This is a genomic window from Aliihoeflea sp. 40Bstr573 (genome assembly GCF_024105655.1).
Taxonomy (GTDB): Bacteria; Pseudomonadota; Alphaproteobacteria; order Rhizobiales; family Rhizobiaceae; genus Aliihoeflea.
This window is the reverse complement of the sequence record NZ_JAAAMH010000011.1, coordinates 75,081-98,995: the sequence shown is the minus strand read 5'-3', so window position 1 is coordinate 98,995 and position 23,915 is coordinate 75,081. Positions and strand designations below refer to the sequence as shown.

At 66.4% G+C, this 23,915-nt stretch carries 22 protein-coding genes; 9 read left to right on the top strand and 13 right to left on the bottom strand.

The window, feature by feature from the left end; all coding sequences use genetic code 11:
- The first annotated feature begins 39 nt into the window (after positions 1–39).
- Positions 40–984: an NmrA family NAD(P)-binding protein gene (locus tag GTK01_RS14510; RefSeq protein ID WP_252927048.1), complete on the top strand. Its 945-nt coding sequence runs from the start codon at positions 40–42 to the stop codon at positions 982–984.
- Between the two features lie 86 nt (positions 985–1,070).
- On the opposite strand, the gene GTK01_RS14505 is transcribed toward GTK01_RS14510, so the two are convergent.
- The 6 genes from GTK01_RS14505 to GTK01_RS14480 form a co-directional block, all read right to left on the bottom strand.
- Positions 1,071–1,229 carry a DUF3309 family protein gene (locus GTK01_RS14505; RefSeq protein WP_252927046.1) on the bottom strand — a complete coding sequence of 53 codons (159 nt, stop codon included), beginning with the start codon at positions 1,227–1,229 and terminating at the stop codon, positions 1,071–1,073.
- A 105-nt stretch (positions 1,230–1,334) separates the two neighbouring features.
- Positions 1,335–4,481 (bottom strand): efflux RND transporter permease subunit, encoded by a 3,147-nt coding sequence (locus tag GTK01_RS14500; RefSeq protein WP_252927043.1) that lies wholly within the window; start codon positions 4,479–4,481, stop codon positions 1,335–1,337.
- Positions 4,482–4,538: 57 nt separating this feature from the next.
- Positions 4,539–5,675, bottom strand: coding sequence for an efflux RND transporter periplasmic adaptor subunit (locus GTK01_RS14495; RefSeq protein ID WP_252927039.1), 1,137 nt, complete (start codon positions 5,673–5,675; stop codon positions 4,539–4,541).
- Positions 5,676–5,859: 184 nt separating this feature from the next.
- The gene (locus tag GTK01_RS14490) at positions 5,860–6,192 is read right to left on the bottom strand and encodes a hypothetical protein (protein WP_252927036.1); all 333 of its coding nucleotides are present in this window, start codon (positions 6,190–6,192) and stop codon (positions 5,860–5,862) included.
- Positions 6,193–6,432: 240 nt separating this feature from the next.
- Entirely contained in the window at positions 6,433–8,709 is a 2,277-nt protein-coding gene (locus tag GTK01_RS14485) for a molybdopterin cofactor-binding domain-containing protein (protein WP_252927033.1), read from the bottom strand.
- Between the two features lie 4 nt (positions 8,710–8,713).
- Complete coding sequence (locus GTK01_RS14480; protein WP_252927104.1) at positions 8,714–9,172, bottom strand: (2Fe-2S)-binding protein; 459 nt, start codon at positions 9,170–9,172, stop codon at positions 8,714–8,716.
- Positions 9,173–9,254: 82 nt separating this feature from the next.
- Here GTK01_RS14480 and GTK01_RS14475 point away from each other — a divergent pair, with 82 nt between their 5' ends.
- The 3 genes from GTK01_RS14475 (at position 9,255) to GTK01_RS14465 (ending at position 11,273) form a co-directional block, all read left to right on the top strand.
- Positions 9,255–9,842 (top strand): TetR/AcrR family transcriptional regulator, encoded by a 588-nt coding sequence (locus tag GTK01_RS14475; RefSeq protein ID WP_252927030.1) that lies wholly within the window; start codon positions 9,255–9,257, stop codon positions 9,840–9,842.
- Positions 9,843–9,932: 90 nt separating this feature from the next.
- Entirely contained in the window at positions 9,933–10,697 is a 765-nt protein-coding gene (locus GTK01_RS14470; protein WP_252927027.1) for a glutaredoxin family protein, read from the top strand.
- Positions 10,698–10,886: 189 nt separating this feature from the next.
- Complete coding sequence (locus GTK01_RS14465; RefSeq protein ID WP_252927024.1) at positions 10,887–11,273, top strand: hypothetical protein; 387 nt, start codon at positions 10,887–10,889, stop codon at positions 11,271–11,273.
- 66 nt (positions 11,274–11,339) lie between these two features.
- Here GTK01_RS14465 and rpmF read toward each other — a convergent pair whose 3' ends face one another.
- Entirely contained in the window at positions 11,340–11,522 is a 183-nt protein-coding gene (rpmF, locus tag GTK01_RS14460) for a 50S ribosomal protein L32 (protein ID WP_024587246.1), read from the bottom strand.
- A 144-nt stretch (positions 11,523–11,666) separates the two neighbouring features.
- Positions 11,667–12,428, bottom strand: coding sequence for a monofunctional biosynthetic peptidoglycan transglycosylase (gene mtgA / locus GTK01_RS14455; RefSeq protein ID WP_371924355.1), 762 nt, complete (start codon positions 12,426–12,428; stop codon positions 11,667–11,669).
- A 134-nt stretch (positions 12,429–12,562) separates the two neighbouring features.
- On the opposite strand from mtgA, the gene GTK01_RS14450 reads away from it, so the two are divergent.
- Positions 12,563–13,480 carry a polyprenyl synthetase family protein gene (locus GTK01_RS14450; protein ID WP_252927021.1) on the top strand — a complete coding sequence of 306 codons (918 nt, stop codon included), beginning with the start codon at positions 12,563–12,565 and terminating at the stop codon, positions 13,478–13,480.
- Between the two features lie 4 nt (positions 13,481–13,484).
- Here GTK01_RS14450 and GTK01_RS14445 read toward each other — a convergent pair whose 3' ends face one another.
- Together GTK01_RS14445 and ispG are read right to left on the bottom strand one after the other, a co-directional pair.
- Complete coding sequence (locus tag GTK01_RS14445; protein ID WP_252927018.1) at positions 13,485–14,324, bottom strand: lytic transglycosylase domain-containing protein; 840 nt, start codon at positions 14,322–14,324, stop codon at positions 13,485–13,487.
- A 2-nt stretch (positions 14,325–14,326) separates the two neighbouring features.
- Positions 14,327–15,580: a flavodoxin-dependent (E)-4-hydroxy-3-methylbut-2-enyl-diphosphate synthase gene (gene ispG, locus GTK01_RS14440; RefSeq protein ID WP_252927015.1), complete on the bottom strand. Its 1,254-nt coding sequence runs from the start codon at positions 15,578–15,580 to the stop codon at positions 14,327–14,329.
- Positions 15,581–15,724: 144 nt separating this feature from the next.
- Here ispG and GTK01_RS14435 point away from each other — a divergent pair, with 144 nt between their 5' ends.
- Positions 15,725–16,507 (top strand): 3-hydroxybutyrate dehydrogenase, encoded by a 783-nt coding sequence (locus tag GTK01_RS14435; RefSeq protein ID WP_252927012.1) that lies wholly within the window; start codon positions 15,725–15,727, stop codon positions 16,505–16,507.
- Positions 16,508–16,649: 142 nt separating this feature from the next.
- On the opposite strand, the gene GTK01_RS14430 is transcribed toward GTK01_RS14435, so the two are convergent.
- Positions 16,650–18,146: a CoA-acylating methylmalonate-semialdehyde dehydrogenase gene (locus tag GTK01_RS14430; protein WP_252927010.1), complete on the bottom strand. Its 1,497-nt coding sequence runs from the start codon at positions 18,144–18,146 to the stop codon at positions 16,650–16,652.
- 161 nt (positions 18,147–18,307) lie between these two features.
- Here GTK01_RS14430 and GTK01_RS14425 point away from each other — a divergent pair, with 161 nt between their 5' ends.
- Positions 18,308–19,189 (top strand): LysR family transcriptional regulator, encoded by an 882-nt coding sequence (locus GTK01_RS14425; RefSeq protein WP_252927008.1) that lies wholly within the window; start codon positions 18,308–18,310, stop codon positions 19,187–19,189.
- Positions 19,190–19,206: 17 nt separating this feature from the next.
- Here GTK01_RS14425 and GTK01_RS14420 read toward each other — a convergent pair whose 3' ends face one another.
- Together GTK01_RS14420 and gcvA are read right to left on the bottom strand one after the other, a co-directional pair.
- Positions 19,207–20,379: an aminotransferase gene (locus GTK01_RS14420; RefSeq protein WP_252927006.1), complete on the bottom strand. Its 1,173-nt coding sequence runs from the start codon at positions 20,377–20,379 to the stop codon at positions 19,207–19,209.
- A gap of 14 nt (positions 20,380–20,393) precedes the next feature.
- Complete coding sequence (gene gcvA / locus GTK01_RS14415; RefSeq protein ID WP_252927004.1) at positions 20,394–21,383, bottom strand: transcriptional regulator GcvA; 990 nt, start codon at positions 21,381–21,383, stop codon at positions 20,394–20,396.
- 135 nt (positions 21,384–21,518) lie between these two features.
- Here gcvA and speB point away from each other — a divergent pair, with 135 nt between their 5' ends.
- Together speB and GTK01_RS14405 are read left to right on the top strand one after the other, a co-directional pair.
- Positions 21,519–22,574, top strand: a complete 1,056-nt coding sequence (gene speB, locus GTK01_RS14410) for an agmatinase (RefSeq protein ID WP_252927002.1) — start codon at positions 21,519–21,521, stop codon at positions 22,572–22,574.
- Between the two features lie 220 nt (positions 22,575–22,794).
- Entirely contained in the window at positions 22,795–23,826 is a 1,032-nt protein-coding gene (locus GTK01_RS14405) for a PotD/PotF family extracellular solute-binding protein (protein WP_252927100.1), read from the top strand.
- Positions 23,827–23,915 lie beyond the last annotated feature (89 nt).

Genomic DNA, 23,915 nt, shown 5'->3' with positions numbered 1-23,915 from the left:
GATGATCCGTCCATCGAAACGCGACGATGGAGCTGGAACATGAAAACGGTGGTCATACTGGGCGCTGGCGGACGGGTCGGACACGAGATCGCCAAGGCATTCGTCGCCGCCGGCTGGCTGGTCAGGGGCGTTGCGCGCGGTGCGAAGGCGCAGAGCCTTGCCGCCGGCGTGGAGCCGGTCGCGGCCGACGCAAGCGACGGCGACGCACTGGTCGCGGTTTGCAAAGGCGCCGACATCATCGTCCATGGGCTGAACCCGCTCTACACCGAGTGGGAGGAAAAGGTGATGCCGTTGGCGCGGAACGTGCTGGAGGCTGCGCGCGTGAATGGCGCGACGATCATGCTGCCTGGGAACGTCTACAATTTCGGTCTCGAGATCGGGATGAACATGGCGGAGGGCGATCCGCAGATCGGCTCGACCGCGAAGGCCCGCATTCGCATCGAGATGGAGTCGATGCTGGAGGCGGCTGCGCGGCTGGACGGCGTGCGCACCATCGTCATCCGGGCCGGCGATTTCTACGGCGGCGAGAAGCCGGGGACGTGGCTCGACGAACTCGTGCTCGCCAAGCTGGACAAGGGCGTCTTCACCTGGCCGGGCCCGATGGACGTTGCGCATTCCTTTGCCTACCTGCCGGATCTTGCGCTGGCTTTCGTGGCGGTCGCAGAGCGGCGCGCGGACCTTGCGCCGTTCGAGGTGCTGCATTTCGCCGGCCATACGGTGACGGGGCAGGAGATGAAGGCCGCAACGGAGCGCGCGGTCGGGCGGCCTCTCCTGCGGCGCGGCGTGCCATGGCCGCTCCTGCGCGCCGCGGGACTGTTCGTGCCGATGATTCGGGAACTGGCGGCGATGTCCTATCTGTGGCGCGCGCCGCACTCGCTCGACGGGCGCAAGCTGGCAGGCCTCGTTCCCGACTTGCGTGAGAACTCAATGGAAGGTGCGATGGAGAACGTGGTCCGCGACATGACGCGGCAGAAGGCGGCCTGAAAGAAGTAACGCCCGGCAGCGCGTTTGCGCTGCCGGGCGAAGGCGTGCTCCGTCTCGCGGAGGACCGGATCGGTGGCGCCGGTGCGCTAGATTCGGCCCATCAACACGAGGATCAGCACTACTACCAGGACGACCCCGAGGATGCCCGACGGGCCGTAGCCCCAGCCGCGCGAGTGCGGCCAGGCCGGAATGGCGCCGAGCAGGATCAGGATCAGAATAATGATCAGAATCGTTCCGACTGACATGGCAAGTTCCCCAACTCTCCTTGAACAGGACGATCCTGTTCTTCGCCGATAATGCGCGAAGCGGCCCGCAAGTTCCGCGGGCCGCTTCATGAGCCGCTAAAACAGCTATTCGGCGGGCGCTGGCAGCGCGTCGGGGGTCTTTTCGGCCGTTTCCTTCGGCTTGCGGCGTAAGAGCCACTGCCAGAAGGTCCGGCGCGTCTCTCCCGGCTTGACGTGCTCGCGCGTGAACACCATCAGCGCCGCCGGCGTGACGACCAGCGTCAGCACCGTAGCGAAGGACAGGCCGTAGACGATCGCCGAGGAGAGCGAGATCCACCACTGCGTCGACGGCGCGTTGATCGTCGTCTCGTGGTGGAAGAGCTCGAGCCCGAGGCCGAAGGCAATCGGCGCGACACCGAAGATCGCAGACAGGGCGGTGAGCACGACCGGACGGGCGCGCTCGCGGCAGGTCTGCAGGATCGCGTCCATCTTCGACATGCCCTCGTGACGCAGGAGGTCATAGGTGTCGATCAGGACGATGTTGTTGTTCACCACCACGCCGGCGAGCGCGATGATGCCGATGCCCGACATCACGACGCCGAAGGTCTGCCCGGTCAACAGTAGGCCAAGGAAGACGCCGATCGTCGACATGACCACCGTCATCAGCACCAGGAAGACGCTGGTGAACTTGTTGAACTGGGCGAGCAACACCACGAAGATCAGGAAGATCGCAGCGCCGAACGCCTTGGTCAGGAAGGCGCTCGCCTCGGCGCTTTCCTCGCTCGAACCGGCAAGGCGCCACCGGTTCTGGCCCATATCCATCTCGGACAGGGCCTGCGTGACTTCAGCCTGGACCTCGGCGACCTGATAGCCGGTGGCAATGTTGGCCTGGACAACGATCGTGCGTTCGCCGTCGATGCGGTTGAGGATGCCCGTCCGCGCCTGCGGCTCGCGGGTGACGAAGTTCGAGATCGGCACCGCGCCCTGCGGCGTCTGGACCCTGAGCTGGTCGAGGCTCGACAGCGTGCGGCGGTCGTCGGGCAGGCGCAGGCGGATGTCGACCGCGTCGTCGACGCCGGCCGGGCGGTAGTCGGTGAGCTTCAGACCGGTGGTGACGAGCTGGACGACCGTGCCGACCTGGCTCGGCGAGACGCCGTAGAGCGCCGCCTTGGCGCGATCGACTTTGAGCGCCCAGTCGACGCCAGGCGGCGGCAGGCCGTCCGAAATCTCGATGACGCCGGGAATCTGCGCGATACGGGCGGCAACCGCGGCGGCCTGATCCTTGAGCCCTTCCGGGTTCGCCGCCGACAGGCGCACCTGGATCGGCTGTCCGGTCGGCGGACCGGCTTCGGGCACGCGCACCTGGACCTCGACTCCGGGAATGCCCGACATCTCGGCGCGCAAATCGTTCAGGATTTCGCTGGCGGCCTTGCGTTCGCGCCAGTCGAGGAACTCGTACTGGATGACGCCGACGACGTCCTCGTCGATGTCCTGCCCGCCGCCGCGCGTCTGGCCGACGCGGGTGTAGACGGACGAGACGCCGGGCCAGCCGAGAAGCCGCTCTTCCGCCTGGCGCGTGGCCGCATCCATTTCGGCAAGCGAGAGATTGCCGCGTGCATGGACGTACATCAGGCCGTATTCGGGCTCGACATTGGGGAAGAATTCGACGCCCGCGCCATATTGCGTGTAGCTGTACTGGACGCCGACGAGCAGGCCGACGGTAAGGAGCAGGACCGTCTTGGGGAAAGCGACGGCCTTTTTCACGATCGCCATGTAGAGCCCGTCGGGCTTGCCCTCCGGATGCGGCTCGGCCTTGGCGAACATCGCGCCGAGCGTCGGCGTGAAGACCAGCGCGAAGAGCATCGATGCCGACAGCGTCACGATCAGCGTGAGCGGCAGATACTTCATGAACTCGCCGACGATGCCGGGCCAGAAGAGCAGCGGCGAGAAGGCCGCGATGCGCGTCATGGTCGCCGCTATGACGGGGCCGGCCATGCGGTTTGCCGCCAGTTCGAAAGCAGCGCGCTTGTCCATGCCTTCGGCCATGCGACGCTCGGCGAACTCGGTGACGATGATGGCATCGTCGACCAGCATCCCCACCGCCAGGATCAGGCTGAACAGGACGATCATGTTGACCGTGTAGCCCATCAGCGAAAGCGCCAGGATGCCCATCAGGAACGATGCGGGAATGGCCAGGCCGATGAGGAGCGAGGCACGGCCCGACAGCGCATAGAGGATGACGATGAAGACCAGGATGACCGCGATCAGGACGTGGTTCTGCAGGTCGCCGAGGAGCTGGCGGACCATGTCCGACTTGTCCTGGCTGTAGGAGATGTCCACCGCGATGGGGAGCGATTCCTGGAAGGCCGCAGCCACGACCTTCACCTGGTCGACCGTGTCGATCAGATTTGCGCCGGAGCGCTTCTTGACCTCGATGGCGATGGCGGGACGCCCGTCGAGGCGGGTGATCGTGTCGGCTTCCTTGAAGGTGGAGCGGATGGTGGCAAGGTCCTGCGCGCGCACGACCGCATTCGGGCCGGCGACGATCGGCAGGTTGGCGACGTCCTCGACATTCTCGATCAGCGAGGGGACCTTGACCGGGTAGCGGCCTTCGGCGCCCTGCAGCGCGCCGGCGGCCACGAGGCTGTTGCCGGCATTGACGCCCTGGATCATCTGATCGAGCTGAAGTCCGTAGGAGGAAAGCTTGACCGGATCGATCACCACGTCGACCTGCTCGTCGCGCGTGCCCTGCAGCGCGCCCTCGAGCACGCCCGGCACTTCCTCGATACGGTCGCGCAATTCGCGCGCCGTGTGGGCGAGGACGCGCTCGGGCAGATCGCCGGACAAGGTGACGACGAGGACCGGGAACTCGGAGACATTCACCTCGTTGACGGTCGGCTCCTCGACACCCTGCGGCAGTTCGCGCCGTGCGTCGGACACCTTGGCGCGCACGTCTTCCAGGGCGTTGGAGAAGTCATAGCCCGGCTGGAACTCGACCAGCACGAAGCCGCCGCCTTCATAGGCGGCAGAGCGCATTTCCTTGACGCCAGACAGGCCCTTCATCTGCATCTCGACGGGCCGCAGCAGAAGCCTTTCCGAATCCTCCGGCGAGATGCCCTGATAGGCCAGGCTCACATAGATGATCGGGATCGCGATGTCGGGCTCGGCCTCCTTCGGGATCGACTGGTAGGACAGCGCGCCCGCCACGACCAGGAACAGGAGGATCGAGATCGTCAGGCGGGCATTGTTGATGGCTATGCGAACAATGTTCATAGCGGATCGTCCCTGGCGCGCGGAGAAAGGCCGTGGCCCTTCCCGGCCGCAATCGTATTATTCGGTTCCGGCGCGGGCGACTTCGCCTGCCAGGCCGCGGATCGTCTCCTCGTCGGCCTCGATGGCGTTGACCGTGTCGCCCTCGGCGACGAGGTCCTGGCCGGAGACGATGACGCGGGCATCGGCCGGAATGCCGGCCAGCATCAGCCCTTCGGGCGTGTCGTCGACGAGATCGATCGGTACGAATAGGACCTTGCCGGCCGGGTCGACGGCGCGGATGCCAAGATCGCCCTCCATGCTCAGCGTGACGACGGAGCGCGGCAGGCGGACCGATTCGACCGGCTTGGCGCGCAGCGTCATCTCGGTCGTCATGCCGGCGGGGATGTCGTTGTCCGGATTGTCGATGGCCACCTCGACCTGGAAGGTACGGGTCTGGCTCGACGCGTCGCGCGAGATGTAGCGGATTTCGCCTTCGACGACGTCGCCATTGACGAGGCGCACCTCGGCGCGGTCGCCGCGCGTGACGTAGCCAAGGTCGCGCTCGCCGACCTCGCCGGTGGCGACGATCGGATCGAGGGCGAGGATCGTGGCGATCTCGGTGCCCAGCATGACCGAGCCGCCGATCTCGACATTGACGCGGTCGATCAGGCCGGAAAAGGGCGCGCGGACCTCGTTGCGGGTGAGCTCGGCCAGCGCTTCCTCGAGCTGCGAGCGCGCCGCGGCCAGCGCCGAGCGGGCATTGTCGGCCTGGAGCCGCGGCAGCGAACCGGACTGGACGAGACGCTCGGCGGCCTGTGCTTCAGCTTCGCGCTGCGAGAGCAACTGGCGCGCGGTCTCGACGGCAGCCTCCTTGCCCTCGGCATCGAGCCGCAAAATGAGGTCGCCCGCCTGGACGGTCTGGCCCTTGGAAATCGGCAATTCGGCGATGATGCCGGCGGAGCGGGCGGCAAGGACCGAACGCTTGTCGGCCTCGGTCAGGCCGGACATGCGGATGGCGCGCGAATGCTCGACGCGGGGCGGGCGCACGACGGCCACGGTGTGGCGCTTGGCCTCGACCTGAGGTGCCTCGGACTCTTGAGAGCCGGTCTCGTTCTGCGCAGAGCCCACGGACGAAAACTCGCCTGTGGTCACCCACGCAGCCGTGGCGACAAACACGGCGATCGCCGCGACCTTGTGAAACTTGAACTTCGACATTGTCGGTTAATCCGGTTTCGGGACCTGCGGGCGCATCTTCGCGCCTTCGCCCTCGCTTCAGATGGCGCTGCTCGATCCCGTCTTCAAACGGTCTGAAACCACGCGGGCTTCTACATCATCGCGCTGTGCGCAAACAGTCACAATTCGTCATCCATCCATCACTCCTGCCAATTCTGCGGACAGTTCATTCGCCGGCCTCTTGCGCAGGACAGGGCGCGCCGAGCGCCGTCCAGCGTTCGAGCGCCGCAAAGGTTTCCCCGGCCGAGCCGGGCGCGGGTTCGCGGCCGGGACCGGGGTCCCAGCCCCATGCGACCAGCGCGTCGTCGCGGACGTGGACCGCGACCGCTTCGAGGTCCATGCCGCCGGTGCGGTCCGGGTCCTTGATCTGGGCGCAGATCTCGGCCGAGCTCTTTTCGAACCAGACCATCTCGGCTGGCGCGAGGTGCCAGTTCGGCGCCCCAGGCGGGCCGTGCGGGATCTGCGCATTCGTTTCCTGATGGCAGGTCTGGCAGGTCATGCCCGTATTGCCAAAACCGTCCGGCCCGCGCCGCACGTTGAAGGGGTGGATGCGCGTTGCGCCGTAATGCGCGCCCGACCAGCGCGGGTGGTCGTCCTCGGTGTGGCAATTGGCGCAGCGCGGGTGGGAAAAGACCTCGTAGACCTTCTGCCATTCAGCAAGGCGCGGCCTCCCGCGCGGCCGAATCCTGCGCGAGCACGGGCGCAGGCAGGGCCAGCAGGATGAGCGCTATCAAAAACCTCATGCGAAGGCGACCTCGCGTGACAGGGGCAACTGACGAACGCGCTTGCCCGTCAGCGCGAAGACCGCGTTGGCGAGGGCGGCGATGGAAGTCGGCGTCGAAAGTTCGCCGACGCCGCCCATCTTCTCGGCGTTTTCGAGGATCGCGATCTCGAACCGGGGGCACTGGTGCATGCGCATCGCGTCGTAGTCGTGGAAGTTCGACTGCTCGACGCGGCCCTCGCGAAGGGTGATCTCCTGGTTCATCGCCGAGGAGAAACCGAAGACCGCGCCGGAGACGAGCTGCGCCTCGATGATCGACGGGTCGAGCGCGATGCCGACATCGGCGGCGATCCAGGTCTTCTCGATGCGGATGCCGGCCGGGGTTTCGGCGATCTCGACGATCTGGGCGACCCACGAGCCGAAGGCGAGCGCGAAGGCGAAACCGCGCGCGCGGCCTTCAGCTACCCGCTCGCCCCAGTTTGCCATCTCGGCGACGCGGTCGACGACGCCGAGCGCGGCGGGATAGTCGGCGACGAGCCGGCGGCGCAGCTCGACAGGGTCGATCCCGCCCGCGACCGCGATCTCGTCGAGGAAGCCTTCATGGAAATAGGTGTTGAAGGAGAGGCCGACCGATCGCCAGAAGCCGACCGGCACGCCGAGATCGGCCTTGATACCGCGCACGCGGTAGTTCTCGATCGCATAAGGCTGGTCGTGCGCGCCTTGGGTGATCGTGGCGTCGGGACCGACGGGCGAGATCGACGGGAAGGTCCGGCGCATGACGCTGCCGAGGATGGAGGGCGCGGCGATCGTCATGTCGAGCGCGACGGGCAAGCCTGCATCGTCGAGGCGGGCGCGGAAGCGGCCTTTCGCGGCGGGGCGGAAGACGTCGCGTCGGATGTCCTCCTCGCGCGTCCACGTGACCTTGACGGGGCGTCCGCCGGCAGCGTCCGCAAGGAGCGCGGCGTAGATCGAGAAGTCCACCTCGCGCCGACCGAAGCCGCCGCCCATCTGCGTCGTGTGGACCGTGACGTCTTCCGTGTCCATGCCGAGCGCGGAGGCGCAAAGCTGCGCGGTGAGCGTCGGCACCTGATTGGGCGCCCAGACCGTGAGCTTGCCGTCGGCGATCTTCGCGGTCGCGTTCATCGGCTCCATGCATGCATGGGCCAGAAGCGGCACGGTGTACTCGGCCTCGACGAACCGGTCGCGCGGGGCGTCCGCGAAGAGCGTTTCAACGTCGCCGTCATTGCGCATCGACGAGCCGGACGCCGGGTCGGCCAGCGCCTCCGTCAGCCGCGCATCGATCGCGGCACTGTCGGCCGGATAGTCGGGCGTGCCCCAATCCGCCTCGATCAGGTTTGCGGCACGGAAGGCTGCCCAGGTGTTGGTGGCGAGGATGCCGAAGCCGTGGCCATAGGTCGAGGCGATCGGCACGATGCGGATGACGCCCGGCACGGCCTCCGCTTTCGATAAATCCGCATTCGCCGGCTCGCGCCAGAAAACCGGGCTCATCTTCACCGTGCCAAAGAGCATGTCCGGCGCGGAAACGTCGATGCCGAAGACGGGCGCGCCGGTCGCCTTGGCGAGCATGTCGACGCGCTGCTGGGAGGTTCCGAGAAGCTTCCAGTGGGAAGGTTCGCGCAAGCGGATGTTGGAGGGCGGCTCGATTCCTGCAGCGTCGCGCGCGAGCGCGCCATAGGTCAGGCGCTGGCCGGAAGCCTCGTAGATCACCGCGCCGTCCGCCGTCGTCAGCTCCGCGGCGGCCACGCCCAAACGGCGGGCGGCGGCCTCGGTGAGCATGATGCGAGCGGCGGCACCGGCCTGGCGCATGCGCACGAAGCCGTCGCGGGTCGAGGACGAGCCGCCCGTCGCCTGCAGGCCAAGCACCTTGGCGACGGTGCCGAAACTGCTGCGTACGACCTCGGCCATCAGGCTCTCGTCGAAGAAGGGGAAGGGGCCTGCCTCTTCCATCATCGCCGCGTTGTAGTAGGCGGGCGAGGCGGGGCCGTGCTCGACGCTGACCTGATCGAGCCGCACATCCAGTTCCTCGGCGACGAAGGCGGCGAGCGTGGTGGAGATGCCCTGACCCATCTCGGCGCGCGGCGCGATGATGGTGATCGTCTCATCCTCGCCGATCTTGACGAAGGGATTGAAGGCAACCTCGTCATCGCCGAGTTCGTCGAGCAGCGGGTTGGCGTAGGGCCGGCGGACATACCATGCGCCGAAGGCGACGCCGCCGGCGATCGCGACCGCGCCGACGAGAAAGGTACGCCTGGTGATGGTGCCGAGCCGGGACATGGCGTCAGGCTCCCGCCGGCGCGCCGGCAGCACGCTTCACCGCCGCACGGATACGCGGATATGTGCCGCAGCGGCACAGGTTGCCGCCGAAGGCCTTGTCGATGTCCTCGTCGGTGGGAGAGGGGTTTGCCTCGAGCAACGCGACGGCCGTCATGATCTGGCCGGCCTGGCAATAGCCGCACTGCGAGACCTGCTCGTCGATCCAGGCCTGCTGCACGGGATGGAGCTCTCCGGCCGTGCCGATGCCCTCAATGGTGACGATTTCGCCTGTCGCCTGGCTGACCGGCATCACGCAGGAGCGAACCGGCGCGCCGTCGACCAGCACCGTGCAGGCGCCGCAAGCTGCGATGCCACAGCCGAATTTCGGACCCAGAATGCCGGCGAGATCGCGCAGCGCCCACAGGAGCGGCATGTCCGGCTCGGCATCTATCTGGATCGCGGTTCCGTTGACGTTCAGCCGCATGGCGTCAGCCTTTTCCATCCCTCGGCTTGTCTGGTATTCAGAACATATTGACAAATTCTGTTATTTTGTCAAACAGGATGCAATGACACAGTCTCTTTCCGATATGCTGTTCGCCAATTGCGACGACGAGCGCCGCGCACGAATCCTCGACGGCGCCATGGGTTGCTTTCTCGCCTATGGCTACCAGCGCACGACGATGGACGACATCGCCAAGGCGGCGGAGATTTCGCGGCCGGCTCTCTATCTCCAGTTCCGCAACAAGACCGACATCTACCGCGCGCTGGCGACGGCGTTCATGCAATACGCCGTCTCGAATGCGGAGGCTGTGTTTGCGGGACCGGGCGAGCTGCCGGAAAAGCTTGCCGGTGCGCTGACCTGCGTGATGGATCTCGTCGGCGAGGTCGAAGCGTCGCCGCATGGCGCCGAAATCCTCGACATGAAGACGAGCCTTGCCGCCGAGGTGGTCGCGACGGGGCGCGGGCGCATGATCGAACTTGTCGAGACGGCCATCGCCGCCGGCGGGCCGACGCCGCTGCCGCCGCGCGTCTATGCCGACATGCTGCTGGACGCGATCGACGGGATGAAGCTGCGCATGCCCCCACTCCAGGAGCAGTTGCGGCTACGAGACGGCTATGTCGCGGTGCTGCTCGCGGCGATGCGCGCGGGCTGACGCAGCCTTGACCTTCCAGCGACTGGAGACCTTATCTCGTTCTCACCGTGAGATTTCCGCCGGTAACGGCAGACGAGGAAGGGACGCATCATGTCCACGCAGACAGCAATCGATTCCAGGCAGGCTGTGCTCTACCGCATGGTCATGCCCGGCCACACATGCCCTTACGGGCTGAAGTCGAAGGCGCTCCTCGAGCGTCAGGGCTATACGGTCGAGGACCATCACCTGAAGACGCGCGAGGAAACCGACGCGTTCAAGGAGACGCATGGCGTCAAGACGACGCCACAGACGTTCATTGGTGGCGACAGGGTTGGCGGCTATGACGATCTGCGCCTCCATTTCGGCAAGACGGTGCTGAGGGATGGCGAGACGACGTACAAGCCCGTCATCGCTATCTTCGGCGTGGCGCTGGCGCTTGCGGCCGCGATGAGCTGGGCGGTGTCGGGCACAATCGAGCCGGTGCGCACGATCGAATGGTTCATCGCCGTCGCGATGGTGCTGCTCGGACTGCAGAAGCTACGCGACGTCGAAGGCTTCTCGACGATGTTCCTCAACTACGACCTGCTGGCCATGCGCTGGGTGCCATATGGCTACATCTATCCCTATGCGGAAACGCTGGCGGGTCTCCTGATGGTCGCCGGCGCGCTGATGTGGCTTTCCGTTCCGCTCGCACTTGTCATCGGCACGATCGGCGCGGCCTCGGTATTCAAGGCCGTCTATATTGACCGGCGTGACCTCAAATGCGCCTGCGTCGGAGGCGGATCGAACGTGCCGCTCGGCTTCGTGTCGCTGACGGAGAACCTGATGATGGTCGGCATGGCGCTGTGGATGGTGGCCAAGCCGGCGGTTCACTAGACCCGGCTTGGAACGAGACGGTTGCGGCGCGCGACGTTACGCAACGTCACACAACCGTGATGGAACGGATAGACTGGCTTAACCCTTGTTTCCCCGAGGCCGCCGCGGGTGGCAGAAATATTTCCGGGTCGGGCAGGGCATTTTGGTAGATCGTCTTCCCAGCTGACCGAACGCCAGGAGGTGCATCCAATGGCACGCACAGCTCTTATCGTCTCAGCAACGGCAGCAGCGATGGTTTTGACCGCTCTCCCCTTTGCTTCCGCTACAAGCCCCAATGCCGATCTCGCCGCCGTTCAGCCAGAAGCGCCCGCCGTCGAGACGCCGGCGCTCAACGCCAACATGCTCTCGATGAACATGTGCTCGGAGCGCTCCAACATCGTGTCCGAGCTGGAGACGCAGTTCAAGGAGAGCGCGACGGCGGTCGGCATGGTGGACAACAACGCGGTCGTCGAAGTCTTCGTGTCCGATAGCGGCTCGTGGACGATCCTGGCCACCGGAACGGACGGCAAGAGCTGCATCATCTCGGCCGGCGAAGGCTGGGAATCGACGCAGATGGTTCGCGGCGCGGACGTCTGATCGAACGCAACGCAGGCAACAAAAAAGCCGGGCAATGCCCGGCTTTTTCACGTTCTGTCGAAAGGCTCAGCCTTCCTTGGGCGTCAGCACCTGGCGGCCGCGATACATGCCCGTCTTCAGGTCGATGTGGTGCGGGCGGCGCATCTCGCCGGAATTCTTGTCTTCAGTGAAGGTCGGGGACTTCAGCGCATCGGCCGAGCGGCGCATGCCGCGCTTCGAAGGCGAAGTTTTCCTTTTGGGTACAGCCATTTGTCCTGCTCCGGATATCGGTCAATGGCCTGCGCCGCCCTTGGGTCAAGGGCCTGCAACTGGCCGAATTCTGCGAAAGGTTGCGGTGCCTATACACGCCTCGCGGCCGGTTGACCAGACTCGGCCTCGAATTTTTTCCGGCGCTCAGCGCAGGCAGGAAACATAGGCGCCGGCCTGGTTGGCGCGCGCCTCGATCGTTCCCGCCAGGCGCGAGAGGCCCTGGCCCGGATTGGCCGGGTTCCGGTTCAGCGGGTTGGGCAGCGTGACGGCCAGAAGCGCCGCCTGCCGGGCGGACAGATCGCGCGCGGAACGGCCGAAATGGTGCTGGGCGGCTGCCTCCACGCCATAGATGTTCGGTCCCCACTCGGCGATGTTGAGATAGATTTCCATGATCCGCCTCTTCGGCAGCACAGCGTCGAGATAGAGCGACAGCGGCACTTCGATGCCTTTGCGGATGACGGAGCGGCCGTGCCACAGGAAGAGGTTCTTGGCCGTCTGCATGGTGATGGTCGATGCGCCGCGCGTGCGCTCGCCCGACATGGCATCCTCGATGACGGCATTGAGCGCCGGCCAGTCGACGCCATCATGGGCGCAGAACTGGCCATCCTCCGACATCATCACCGAGTGGACGATCGCCGTCCCCATCTCGTCGATCGGCACCCAGCGCCGGTCGTAGCCCTGAAGGGTCACGACGTCCTTGATCATCAGCGTGGATGGCGCCGGAACGGCGGGCAGGCGGTAGAGCAGCGTCAGAACGAGCGGCAAGAGCGCCAGCGCGACGAGCACGATCACGGCGCGCCCGACCCAGCGCAGCCCCGGGCGGCGCTTGCGGCGCGGCTTCAGGAGCGTCAAGGCTTCAGGCCTTTCGGCCCTGCGCGGTTCGACCTCGATTGCAGGCTCGTCCACCCGTCTCTTCCATGTCCAGACACCGTTCCCCGTCTAGCGGCTCGCGCCCACGCGCGCAATCGCGGCGATCGTCGCGCGCGATTGCATCGCCGATATCGCTTGACCGGGCAGCCGGCAGAGGCGATTGCCACACCATGCACGATGAAAGCCAGATCGACTTCGAAACCCTTCTTGCCGGCGCCGCATTGCGCGTCGAGGCGATGCTCGACGCGCTCCTGGGCGCACACCCGCTTCCCGGCGAACTCGCCCGGCCCGAGCGCCTCCTCGCCGCCATGCGCCACGGCGTCCTCAATGGCGGCAAGCGGCTTCGCCCCTTTCTCGTCCTCGAAAGCGCCGCGCTCTTCGGCGCCGATGGCGAGGCGATCCTGCGCGTCGCGGCGGCGCTCGAATGCGTCCATTCCTATTCGCTCGTCCATGACGACCTGCCGGCGATGGACGACGACGATCTTCGGCGCGGACAGCCAACGGTGCACAGGGCGTTCGACGAGGCAGCCGCGATTCTCGCCGGCGACGCGCTCCTGACGCTGGCCTTCGACATCATTGCCGATCCGGCGACGGAGCTGAGCGCCGAGGCGCGTGTCGCGCTCATTTCAAAGCTCGCGCGCGCCGCAGGGATCGGCGGCATGGTGGGCGGGCAGGCGCTGGACCTTGCCGCCGAGCGCGACACGCCCGACGAGGCCGGCATCATCCGCCTGCAGGCGATGAAGACCGGGGCGCTGATCCGCTTTGCCTGCGAGGCCGGGGCGATCGCGGCCGGCGCGCCGCAGGGCGACGTGGAGCGGTTGGCCGAGTTCGGCTCCGCCATCGGCCTTGCCTTCCAGCTCGCCGACGATCTTCTCGACCATAGCTCCACACCGGAGGCGATGGGCAAGGCGACCGGCAAGGATGCGGCCGCTGGCAAGGGCACGCTTGTCGCGCTGCACGGCGAGGCCTGGGCGCGGCGGCAGTTGGGCGGGCTCGTCGCGCAGGCGTGTGAGCTGATCGCGCCCTATGGCGACCGGGCGGTGATCTTGATGGCGACGGCACGGTTCGTGGCCGAGCGGGACCGGTAGCGTTCTATCTGTTCTTCAAAACGACGCATGAGCCGCCGGAGCCACGCAGCGCCGTGCAGATGCGGTCGGCCTCGCCGCGCGTTTCAGCGCCTATGCGTACCGCATAGATGCCGGCGCGCGAGCGTCCGTTGCGCATGCGGCTGACGACCGGCTCGTGCCCCGACAGGACCCGCGCATGCTGCTGGCGCAGGCGCTGCCATTGCCGCACCGCCGCGTCGCGGCGGAAATTGCCGGCGACCTGGATTCCCCAGGGCAGCACCGGCACCGTCGCCATCGCCACCATCGATGCGCCGGAGACGGGCAGTTCGCGGCAGGCCTGGCCGAAGGGCATCTCGTCGTCGAGCGGCTGCACCTCGACCGCTTTCCTGACGCCGATGAAGGCGTCGGCCGGGGCACCCATGATGTCGAGCACGTAGTTCTCGGTTTCCAGCGGCAAGAAGCCACCGGAGGCGAGCCAGCGCGACACGCGTCCCTCGCCCGAATTGTAGGCAGCGGCGGCAAGGCCGAGATTGCCGTATTTCTCGGTGAGGTCGGCGAGATAGTTCGCGGAGGCGGCGAGCGCCTGATGCAGGTCGAAACTGTCGGCAAGGCCGCGCAGCGCCGCCGTGCCGGGCATGAACTGGGCGATGCCCTGCGCGCCGACCGGGCTGACCGCGTTCGGGTTGAACCGGCTTTCCTTCCAGATCAGGCGGGCGAAATACTGCTCGGGCAGGCCATTCCTGCCCGCATGTTCCTCGATCAGGTCGCAGACGAGCCCGATGGTCGGCGCGGCCTTCTCGGCGGTGTGCGAAGGCGACGCGCCAAGCGCGATGGCGAGGGCTGCAAGAAGCGCCCGCGCCCGCATGCTCAGGCGCCCGTGCCGCGCCCGAAGCGCTTTTCGATATAGTCGGCGACCATCACCTGGAAGTCGGCGGCGATTGCCGGTCCGCGCAAGGTTGCCGCCTTGGCCCCGTCGATGAAGACGGGCGCGGCGGGCGTCTCGCCGGTGCCGGGCAGCGAAATGCCGATATCGGCATGCTTCGATTCGCCCGGGCCGTTGACGATGCAGCCCATCACCGCGACCTTTAGGTTTTCCACGCCCGGATATTGCTCGCGCCAGACCGGCATGTTGCGGCGAAGGTCACCCTCGATGGTCTGGGCGAGTTCCTGGAAGACGGTCGAGGTCGTGCGGCCGCAGCCCGGGCAGGCCGCGACCACCGGCAGGAACTGGCGAAATCCCATGGTCTGCAACAGTTCCTGCGCCACCTGCACCTCTCGGGTGCGGTCGCCGCCCGGCTCCGGGGTCAGCGAGATGCGGATCGTGTCGCCGATGCCCTGCTGCAACAGGATGCCCATCGCGGCCGACGAGGCGACGATGCCCTTGGTGCCCATGCCGGCCTCGGTGAGGCCAAGATGCAGCGCGTGGTTCGAGCGCTTCGCCAACTCGACATAGACCGCGATCAGGTCCTGCACCTGGGAAACCTTGGCCGACAGGATGATCCGCTCGCGCGCCAGCCCGATCTCCTCGGCGAGTTCGGCCGACAGGATCGCGGACTGCACGATCGCCTCGCGCGTGACTTCCTGGGCGGTCATCGGGAAGCCTTTTGCCTGATTGTCGTCCATCAGGCGGGTGAGGAGTTCCTGGTCGAGCGAGCCCCAGTTGACGCCGATGCGCACCGGCTTGTCGTGCCGGATCGCCGTCTCGACGATGGCGGCGAACTGCCTGTCCTTCTTGTCCTTGAAGCCGACATTGCCCGGATTGATGCGGTATTTCGCAAGCGCCTCGGCGCAGGCCGGATGATCGGCGAGCAGCTTGTGACCGATATAGTGGAAGTCGCCCACGAGCGGCACGTCGACGCCGACGCGTTCCAGCCGCTCGCGAATCCTGGGAACGGCGGCCGCGCTCTCGTCGCGGTCGACCGTGATGCGCACGATTTCAGAGCCGGCGCGATGGAGCGCGGCGATCTGCGCGACCGTCGCGTCGATGTCGGCGGTGTCGGTATTCGTCATCGACTGGACGACGACGGGCGCCGCGCCGCCGACGAGAACGCCGCCTACCGGCACCGGAACCGAGATCCGGCGCGTCAGCGGACGATCGAGAAACTGAACATGCGGATTCACTTGGCCTGCCTCATCTGGTGGCGCCGAACGCTTTCCGGATTAAACCCGCCATCGGGCCGGAGCAAGGCGTCGCGCGTCCATATTGTGATGCGCTGCAATATATGTTCGATGGCGACGAGCACAACAAAACGGGATGACATGGCCATGACGGCGAGAAAAACGGCAATCGTGACGGGGTCGACTTCGGGCATCGGTCTTGCGAGCGCACGGCGGCTCGGCGCTGCCGGATACAACCTCGTGCTGAACTCGTTCACCGATGCGAGCGAAGACCGGGCGCTTGCCGAGAGCCTCGCCGCCGAGTTCGGCGTCGAGGCGCTCTATGTTGCCGCCGACATGTCGAAGGGCGAGGATGCGCGCAGGCTCGTCAGGGACGCCGCTGACGCCTTCGGCGCGGTTCATGTCCTCGTCAACAATGCCGGCGTCCAGCACGTCTCGCCGATCGAAAGCTTTCCGGTGAACCAGTGGGACCGCATCATCGCGATCAACCTGACCTCGGCCTTCCACACGACGGCGGTAGCCCTGCCGATCATGCGCGAGGCCGGCTTCGGGCGCATCGTCAACATCGCCTCGGCGCACGGGCTGCGCGCCTCCGTCAACAAGTCGGCTTATGTGGCGGCCAAGCACGGGATCGTCGGCCTGTCGAAGACGACGGCGCTCGAGACCGCCGGACAGGGCATCACCTGCAACGCCGTTTGCCCCGGCTTCGTGCTGACGCCGCTCGTCGAAACCCAGATCGAGGATCTGATGGCGCAAAAGGGGCTCGATCGGGAGACGGTCGTCGCCGAACACGTCCTGCGCAAACAGCCCTCGAAGGAATTCGCCACGGTCGACCAGATCGCCGGCACGGTCGCGTTCCTGTGCTCCGACGACGCAGCGCAGATTACGGGGACGACGGTGTCGGTGGATGGCGGGTGGACGGCGCAGTAGGACTGCGGCTTGCATCCGGAAAGGGAGCGCCCCGAGCGAGGGGGCGGATCGTTGGGGACCCCCACCCCGTACCCCTCCCCACAAGGGGGAGGGAGACGTCGGCGTGGTATGATACCAGGCGACTAAGCGCCTGGCGGGTGGTTCAGTTCATCGTCGGGATGACGAACTCGGCGCCGTCCTTGATGCCCGAGGGCCAGCGGGAAGTGACGGTCTTGGTCTTGGTGTAGAAGCGGAAGGCGTCGGGGCCGTGCTGGTTCAGGTCGCCGAAGCCGGAGGCCTTCCAGCCGCCGAAGGTGTAGTAGGCGATCGGGACCGGGATCGGCACGTTCACGCCGACCATACCGACCTGGACGCGGGCGGCGAAGTCGCGGGCAGCATCGCCGTCGCGCGTGAAGATCGAGACGCCGTTGCCGTATTCGTGCTCGTTGGGCAGGCGCAGCGCTTCCTCGTAATTGTTGGCGCGCACCACCGACAGGACCGGACCGAAGATCTCTTCCTTGTAGATCTTCATGTCGGGCGTGACGTTGTCGAACAGGCAGCCGGCCATGTAGTAGCCGTTCTCGTAGCCCTGCATCTTGAAGTCGCGACCGTCGACAACGAGGTCGGCGCCTTCCTTCACGCCCGTGTCGACATAGGACTTGATACGCGCCAGCGCTTCGCTGGTGACGACCGGGCCGAAATCTGCCGAGGCGTCGAGCGAGGAACCGATCTTAAGCGCCTCGACGCGCGGGATCAGCTTTTCGACGAGGCGGTCGGCAGTCTCCTTGCCGACGGGAACGGCAACCGAGATCGCCATGCAGCGCTCGCCCGCCGAGCCGTAGCCGGCGCCGATCAGCGCATCGACCGTCTGGTCCATGTCGGCGTCGGGCATGATGATCATGTGGTTCTTGGCGCCGCCGAAGCACTGGGCGCGCTTGCCGTTCGCGGTCGCGCGCGAATAGATGTACTGCGCGATCGGCGTCGAGCCGACGAAGCCCACGGCCTTGATGTCCGGATCGTCGAGGATGCCGTCGACGACCTCCTTGCCGCCATTGACGACGTTGAGGACGCCGGCCGGAAGACCCGCCTCGATGAAGAGTTCGGCGATGCGCATCGGCACGGACGGATCGCGCTCGGACGGCTTCAGGATGAAGGCATTGCCGGCGGAGATGGCCGGGCCGATCTTCCACAGCGGGATCATGGCCGGGAAGTTGAACGGGGTGATGCCGGCGACAACGCCGAGCGGCTGGCGCAGCGAATAGACGTCGATGCCGGGGCCGGCGCCGTCGGTATATTCGCCCTTCATCAGATGCGGCGCGCCGATGCAGACCTCGATCACTTCGAGGCCGCGCTGGATGTCGCCCTTGGCGTCGGGGATGGTCTTGCCATGCTCGCGGGCCAGCATCTCGGCGAGTTCGTCATACTCGTTCTGGACGAGGTCGAGGAACTTCATAAGGATGCGCACGCGGCGCTGCGGATTGGTCGCGGCCCAGCCGATTTGCGCCTGCTTGGCGTTCTCGACCGCTTCGCGCAGTTCTTCGCGCGAGGCGAGCGCGACCTTGCCACGCACCGAGCCGTCCATCGGCTGCATGATGTCAGCGGTATGACCGCTCTTGCCGGCGACGCGCTTGCCGCCGATGAAATGTCCGACCTCGATCATGAGGATCTCCCTAAGCTTATCCGGTTTGGCGCGCATCTTCTGCGCATGAGGACACCATTGCAACGTCAGGCGCGCGCAAGCCGCTGTGCAAGGATCAATGCGCAAGAAAGAAGGTGCACGAAATGGTGCAACGCGGTATGGGAGCCGGGGAGGAGATTTCCATGAATTGGGACGACATGCGCGTGTTTCTGGCGGTGGCGCGATCCGGCCAGATTCTGGGGGCCGGCAAAAGGCTCGGGCTCAACCACGCGACCGTCTCGCGGCGCATGGTGGCGCTCGAATCCGCGCTCGGCGCCAAGCTTCTCAACCGGCTGACGACAGGCTGCGAACTGACGCCGGAGGGCCAGCGCTTCCTGCAGGTCGCCGAGCGCATGGAAGCCGACATGATCGCCGCACGATCGGAAGTCGCGGGCGAGGAAACGACGCTTTCGGGAACGGTGCGGATCGGCGCGCCGGACGGGTTCGGCGTCGCCTATCTCGCCGGACGCCTGCCGGAATTCTCCGCGCTCCACGCCGATCTCGACCTGCAGCTTGTCCCGGTGCCGCGCTCCTTCTCGCTGTCGAGGCACGAGGCGGACATCGCGATCACCGTCGACCGTCCGACCGAAGGCCGGCTGGTGGCGGCAAAGCTCGTCGACTACACGCTCGCGCTCTACGTCTCGCGCACATATGCCGAGGCGCATGGCCTGCCGCAATCGACCGACGACCTGCCGCGCCACCGGCTGATCGGCTATGTGCCGGACCTGATCGTCAGCCCGTCACTCGACTATGCACACCAGTTCCATCCGCAATGGCAGGCGCGGTTCTCGGTGTCGTCGGCTCTGGGGCAGGTCGAGGCGGTGCGGGCAGGCGCCGGGGTGGGCATCCTGCACTCGTTCATCGCGCGCAGGCACCCCGAACTGGTGCTTGTCGAGGCGATCAAGCCGATCCGGCGCGCCTACTGGCTGGTCTATCACGAGTCGGTGCGGCCGGTTCGACGGATACAGGCGGTGGCGGGGTTCATCGCGCAGGCGGTGGAGAAGGATCGGGCGCTGTTCGCGTAAGGCCGAGCCGGAGAAAGCTAGGTTATCGCCCGCAGCCTTTCCGGCAGCGTGCGCAACACCTGCGCCGTCGCATTGGCGAATGCCACGCGAAGGTGCCGCTCGTTGCCGGGGCCGAAGAAGGCGCCGGGGATGGTGACGATGCCGGCCTCGCGGGCGAGGCGTTCGGAGATGCGGATCGAGCTTTCGCCCTCGAACGGATGGCGCAGGAACGCGAAGTAGGCGCCGAGCGCGTCGAGCGTCCAGCCGTTGACGCCATCCAGCGCCGCGCGCAGCGCATCGGCGCGGCGGGCGATCTCGGCGCGGTTGTCCTCGCGCCAGGCGGCGAGCGGCGCGATGGCCGAGGCGACCGCGATCTGCGGGGCGCGGGGCGCGCAGATCTGCACATTGTCCATGATCCTGGCGACGGCATCCACCATCAGCGGCGAGGCGGTGACCGCGCCGAGGCGATGGCCGGGAATGCAGAACGATTTCGAGAAGGAGTAGAGGCCGATCAGATTGTCCTGCCAGAGCGGCTCGGAAAAGAGCTCATGCGGGCGCAAGGTGCCGAGCGGCAGGAAATCGCGATAGGTCTCGTCGAGGATGAGCCAGATGCCCCTGTCGCGGCAAAGCGCCAGAAGGTCGGCGAGGAGCGCGGGCGGATAGATTGCGCCGGTCGGGTTGTTGGGCGTGACGATGGCCAGCGCGCGGATGTCGGGCGCAATCGCGGCGGCGACGTCCTCGACCCGCGGCAGGAAGCCATTTTCGGCATGGCAGCGGACATAGCGCGGTGCGATGCCAAGCATTTCTAGCGTCGTCTCGTGGTTGAAGTAGCACGGGTTGGTCATCAGGATCGCATCGCCGACGCCGGCGACCGCCATCGCGGCGGTGACGAAGGCCTGGTTGCATCCCGAGGTGACGTGGATGTTCTCGGCCGCGACCGGCGCGCCGTAGAGTTCGGCCTGATGGGAGGCGTAGGCTGCGCGCAGTTCGTCCTCGCCTTCGATCGGCCCATAACCGCAAGCCGCGACGGAGCCGGCAGCTTCAGCGAGCCAGTTCAGCATGCGCGGCTCGGGCGGGTAGCCGGGCACGGCCTGGGAAAGGTCGACCAGCGGGCCGAGGCGGCCGTCATAGGCGCGGCCCCAGGCCTGGACGGCGGGGATCGGCGGGGCGGACAGGCTGGCGATCAGCGGATTGAGGCGCGGTCTCATCATGCGGGGGCGGGTTCTCAGGACTTGCGGGATTTGGCGGCTTTTCGGCCCAGCGTCTTGCGCGGGGCGGGTGTGGAACGCCGGATTGAACGGCGAGCGCTCGTCTGCGGCTCGGCGCGGGCGTCGGTGGCGGCGAATTCGGCGGTGAGCCAATCGATGAAGACCTGCACGACCGGCGCGGAGCGCAGGTCCGAACGGCAGGCGACGTGGAAGGCATCGACCGCCGGCACGGCGAGGCTGAAGGGCGCGACGAGCTGGCCGGAAGCGAGGAAGCGGCTCGCGGTCACCGTGTCGCCGAGCGCCACGCCATAGCCGTGGATTGCCGCCTCGATGGCAAGCCGCGCGTCGCACATGTGGTGGTGCGCGTTGCGCTTCAGGTCGAGCGCATCGGCGGCCGACAGCCAGGTGTTCCACTCGCGCCCGTCATCGGCGTGCAGGAGGATGTGCTCCTTCATGTCGCGAATGGTGCGGATCGGCCGGTTGTTGATGAGCGAGGGTGAGACGACCGGAAAAAGATCGAGCCCGGTCAGCCGGCGCGACCAGCAATCGGTCCAGTTGCCGTCGCCGTAAAGGACGCAGATGTCGATGCCGGGGGAGTGGATCAGGTCCGCGTCGTTGGCGGCGTCCAGGGTGAGGCGGATGTCGGGAAAGCGCGCGGTGAAGGAGGAAAGGCGCGGCAGGAGCCAGAACGACAGAAGCGCGGGCACGCAGGTGACCGACAGCGCACCGGCGCTCGAAGGCCGCGTCAGCCGGGCAGTGGCGCCCGCGATCTCGGCGAACGCGGTCGAGACGGAAGGCAGGAGCTCGGCGCCATGGGCGGTGAGTTTCAGGCGGTGGCCGCCGCGCTCGAAGAGCTGCACGTCGAGAGCGGATTCCAGCGCCCTGATCTGGTGGCTGACCGCACCATGCGTCACCGACAGCTCCGCCGCCGCCTTGGTCAGCGAGCCGTGACGGGCTGCGGCCTCGAAGGCGCGCAGGGGATTGAGCGGGGGCAGACGCGGTGCCAAGCGTGGGTTTCCGATGTGAAGAAAGCTCATAGCGAGCGCTACAACAATATCAATTGCATTTTCAATGGCACTGCCTCAACAATTCGATACTGCCAAAACATTATGCGGCACGCGGCAGCGAACAAGGAGCAGGCAATGGGCTGGGATCAGGCGAAACTCGAAGCCTTGCGCGACAAGTTCGCGGACGGCACAGGCGGCGACATCGCCGACCCCCGCTTTCGCAAGGTGGCCGAGAAGATCTTCTCCAAATCCGGCACGCGGCTCGCGCCCTATGCCGGCATGCCGACCTTCCTGACCGCGCCGCACCATGCCATCGACCCGGCCGCGCCCGATTTCGGCGACCTGCAGGTCGGCATCTACGGCGTGCCGATGGATCTGGGCGTCACAAACCGCAACGGCTCGCGCTTCGGGCCGCGCGCGCTTCGGACGATCGAGCGGATCGGACCCTACAACCACGTGCTCGAATGTGCGCCGGTTCAGGAACTGCGCGTGGCCGACATCGGCGACGTGCCGTTTGCCAGCCGCTACCGGCTGGAGCAGAGCCATGACGACATCGAGGCGCATGTGACACGCATGGTGGATGCGGGCGTCGTGCCGCTCGGCGTCGGCGGCGATCATTCGATCACCCACCCGATCCTGAAGGCGGTCGGCCGGGACCGGCCGGTCGGGCTGATCCATATCGACGCGCATTGCGATACGAGCGGATCGTTCGATCAAACCAAGTTCCACCATGGCGGGCCGTTCCGCAATGCGGTGCTCGACGGCGTGCTCGATCCGACGCGGACGATCCAGATCGGCATTCGCGGCTCGGCCGAATATCTGTGGGAGTTCTCCTACGAGAGCGGCATGACGGTGATCCATGCCGAGGAGGTCGACCGGCTCGGCATTCCCGCGATCATCGAAAAGGCGCGCGCCATCGTCGGCGATGGGCCGACCTATCTCTCCTTCGACATCGACAGCCTCGACCCCTCCTTCGCGCCCGGAACCGGCACGCCGGAAGTGGGCGGGCTGACGACGCGCGAGGTGCTGGAACTCCTGCGCGGCCTGAAGGGCGTCGATCTCGTCGGCGGCGACGTGGTCGAGGTCGCGCCGCAATACGATTCGACGACCAACACTGCCCATGCGGGAGCACAGGTGCTGTTTGAAATTCTGAGCCTGATGGTGTTCAGTCCATCCATCATTCGGCTCTGAGCGGTCTGCAAACGCCTGCTTTCTGCGCTTCCGGTGCTCACGTACGAAAGTACGCTCCGCTCCGGTTCTCGAAACCAGACGTTTTCGCCTCGCACAGCCCCGAATACCCGGGCTGAATTGGGAACAAGGGAACGGCCGCAAAGGCCACATAAGAGGAACGACGATGAAGAAGTTTCTGACCACCAATGTGAGCCGGCGCACGGTGCTCGCCGGCACGGCGATGACGGCCGGCATGCTCGCCATGCCCTCGATCCTGCGGGCGCAGGACCGCTCGATCAAGGTCGGCGTCTATGGCGGCTATTTCAAGGATTCGTTCGACGAGCACATCTTCCCGGCTTTCACCGAGGAAACCGGCATCGCGGTCGAATCCATCGCCGAGCCGACCGGCGAGGCCTGGCTCGTCCAGCTCGAGCAGGCCGCGCGCGCCAACCAGGCGCCGGCCGATTTGTCGATGATGGCGCAGGTCGCCATGCTCAAGGGTCAGGCGACGGAGCTCTGGCAGCCGCTCGACCTCGCCAAGATCACCAATGCCGACAATCTGCTCGAGCGCTCGGTCAACAAATATCCGGACGGACGCGTGTGCGGCATAGGCGCGGTGGCCTGGTACATCACGCTCGTCACCAACACCGACGTCTATCCCGAGGCGCCGACCTCCTGGCAGGCGCTTTGGGATCCGGCGAATGCCGATCGCCTCGGCCTTCTCGCGCTCGTCTCCAACTCCTTCCTGCTGGAAGTCACCGCCAAGACCTTCTTCGGCGGCACCGACCATCTCAGCACCGACGAGGGGCTGGAAGAGGTGTTCCAGAAGCTGGCCGAGGTGAAGCCGAACGTGCGGCTGTGGTATCGCGACGAGGCGCAGTTCGAACAGGCGCTGAAGTCGGGCGAAATCCCGATGGGCCAGTACTACCACGACGTCACCGGCCTTGCGGCGGCCGACGGCAACCCGGTCCGCTCGACCTTCCCGCAGGAAGGCGGCATTCTGGATTCCGGCGCGTGGGCCTTGAGCCGCGCGTCGCAGAAGGTCGAGGAAGCGCATCTCTTCATCGACTACATGACGCGCGCCGAAACCCAGACGCTGATGTCGCAGAAGGTCGGCACCGCGCCGACGATCAAGCGCGAACTGACGCAACTCACCGACGAGGAATTTGCCGCCGTGTCGTCGGACATCGATCCGATCATCCCGCGCTACGATCTCTACCAGACGCGGGACGACTTCCTGAACCAGAAGTGGACCGAGATGATCGCCGGCTGACGGGCGCGACGATATTCACGTCAGGACGGCCTGCAAACGGCAGTCTTCTGCGCTTCCAGTGCTCACGTGCGGAAAGTACGCTCCGCTCC

Coding starts and splice junctions, on each gene's coding strand:
- GTK01_RS14480 (WP_252927104.1), bottom strand. CDS start 9,172: ATGCGGCTGAACGTCAACGGAACCGCGATCCAGATAGATGCCGAGCCG.
- rpmF (WP_024587246.1), bottom strand. CDS start 11,522: ATGGCTGTACCCAAAAGGAAAACTTCGCCTTCGAAGCGCGGCATGCGC.
- GTK01_RS14475 (WP_252927030.1), top strand. CDS start 9,255: ATGACACAGTCTCTTTCCGATATGCTGTTCGCCAATTGCGACGACGAG.
- GTK01_RS14505 (WP_252927046.1), bottom strand. CDS start 1,229: ATGTCAGTCGGAACGATTCTGATCATTATTCTGATCCTGATCCTGCTC.
- GTK01_RS14465 (WP_252927024.1), top strand. CDS start 10,887: ATGGCACGCACAGCTCTTATCGTCTCAGCAACGGCAGCAGCGATGGTT.
- GTK01_RS14500 (WP_252927043.1), bottom strand. CDS start 4,481: ATGAACATTGTTCGCATAGCCATCAACAATGCCCGCCTGACGATCTCG.
- GTK01_RS14445 (WP_252927018.1), bottom strand. CDS start 14,324: ATGCGGGCGCGGGCGCTTCTTGCAGCCCTCGCCATCGCGCTTGGCGCG.
- GTK01_RS14450 (WP_252927021.1), top strand. CDS start 12,563: ATGCACGATGAAAGCCAGATCGACTTCGAAACCCTTCTTGCCGGCGCC.
- GTK01_RS14485 (WP_252927033.1), bottom strand. CDS start 8,709: ATGTCCCGGCTCGGCACCATCACCAGGCGTACCTTTCTCGTCGGCGCG.
- GTK01_RS14495 (WP_252927039.1), bottom strand. CDS start 5,675: ATGTCGAAGTTCAAGTTTCACAAGGTCGCGGCGATCGCCGTGTTTGTC.
- GTK01_RS14405 (WP_252927100.1), top strand. CDS start 22,795: ATGACGGCCGGCATGCTCGCCATGCCCTCGATCCTGCGGGCGCAGGAC.
- GTK01_RS14435 (WP_252927012.1), top strand. CDS start 15,725: ATGACGGCGAGAAAAACGGCAATCGTGACGGGGTCGACTTCGGGCATC.
- GTK01_RS14510 (WP_252927048.1), top strand. CDS start 40: ATGAAAACGGTGGTCATACTGGGCGCTGGCGGACGGGTCGGACACGAG.
- GTK01_RS14490 (WP_252927036.1), bottom strand. CDS start 6,192: ATGACCTGCCAGACCTGCCATCAGGAAACGAATGCGCAGATCCCGCAC.
- GTK01_RS14420 (WP_252927006.1), bottom strand. CDS start 20,379: ATGATGAGACCGCGCCTCAATCCGCTGATCGCCAGCCTGTCCGCCCCG.
- GTK01_RS14430 (WP_252927010.1), bottom strand. CDS start 18,146: ATGATCGAGGTCGGACATTTCATCGGCGGCAAGCGCGTCGCCGGCAAG.
- GTK01_RS14425 (WP_252927008.1), top strand. CDS start 18,308: ATGAATTGGGACGACATGCGCGTGTTTCTGGCGGTGGCGCGATCCGGC.
- speB (WP_252927002.1), top strand. CDS start 21,519: ATGGGCTGGGATCAGGCGAAACTCGAAGCCTTGCGCGACAAGTTCGCG.
- GTK01_RS14470 (WP_252927027.1), top strand. CDS start 9,933: ATGTCCACGCAGACAGCAATCGATTCCAGGCAGGCTGTGCTCTACCGC.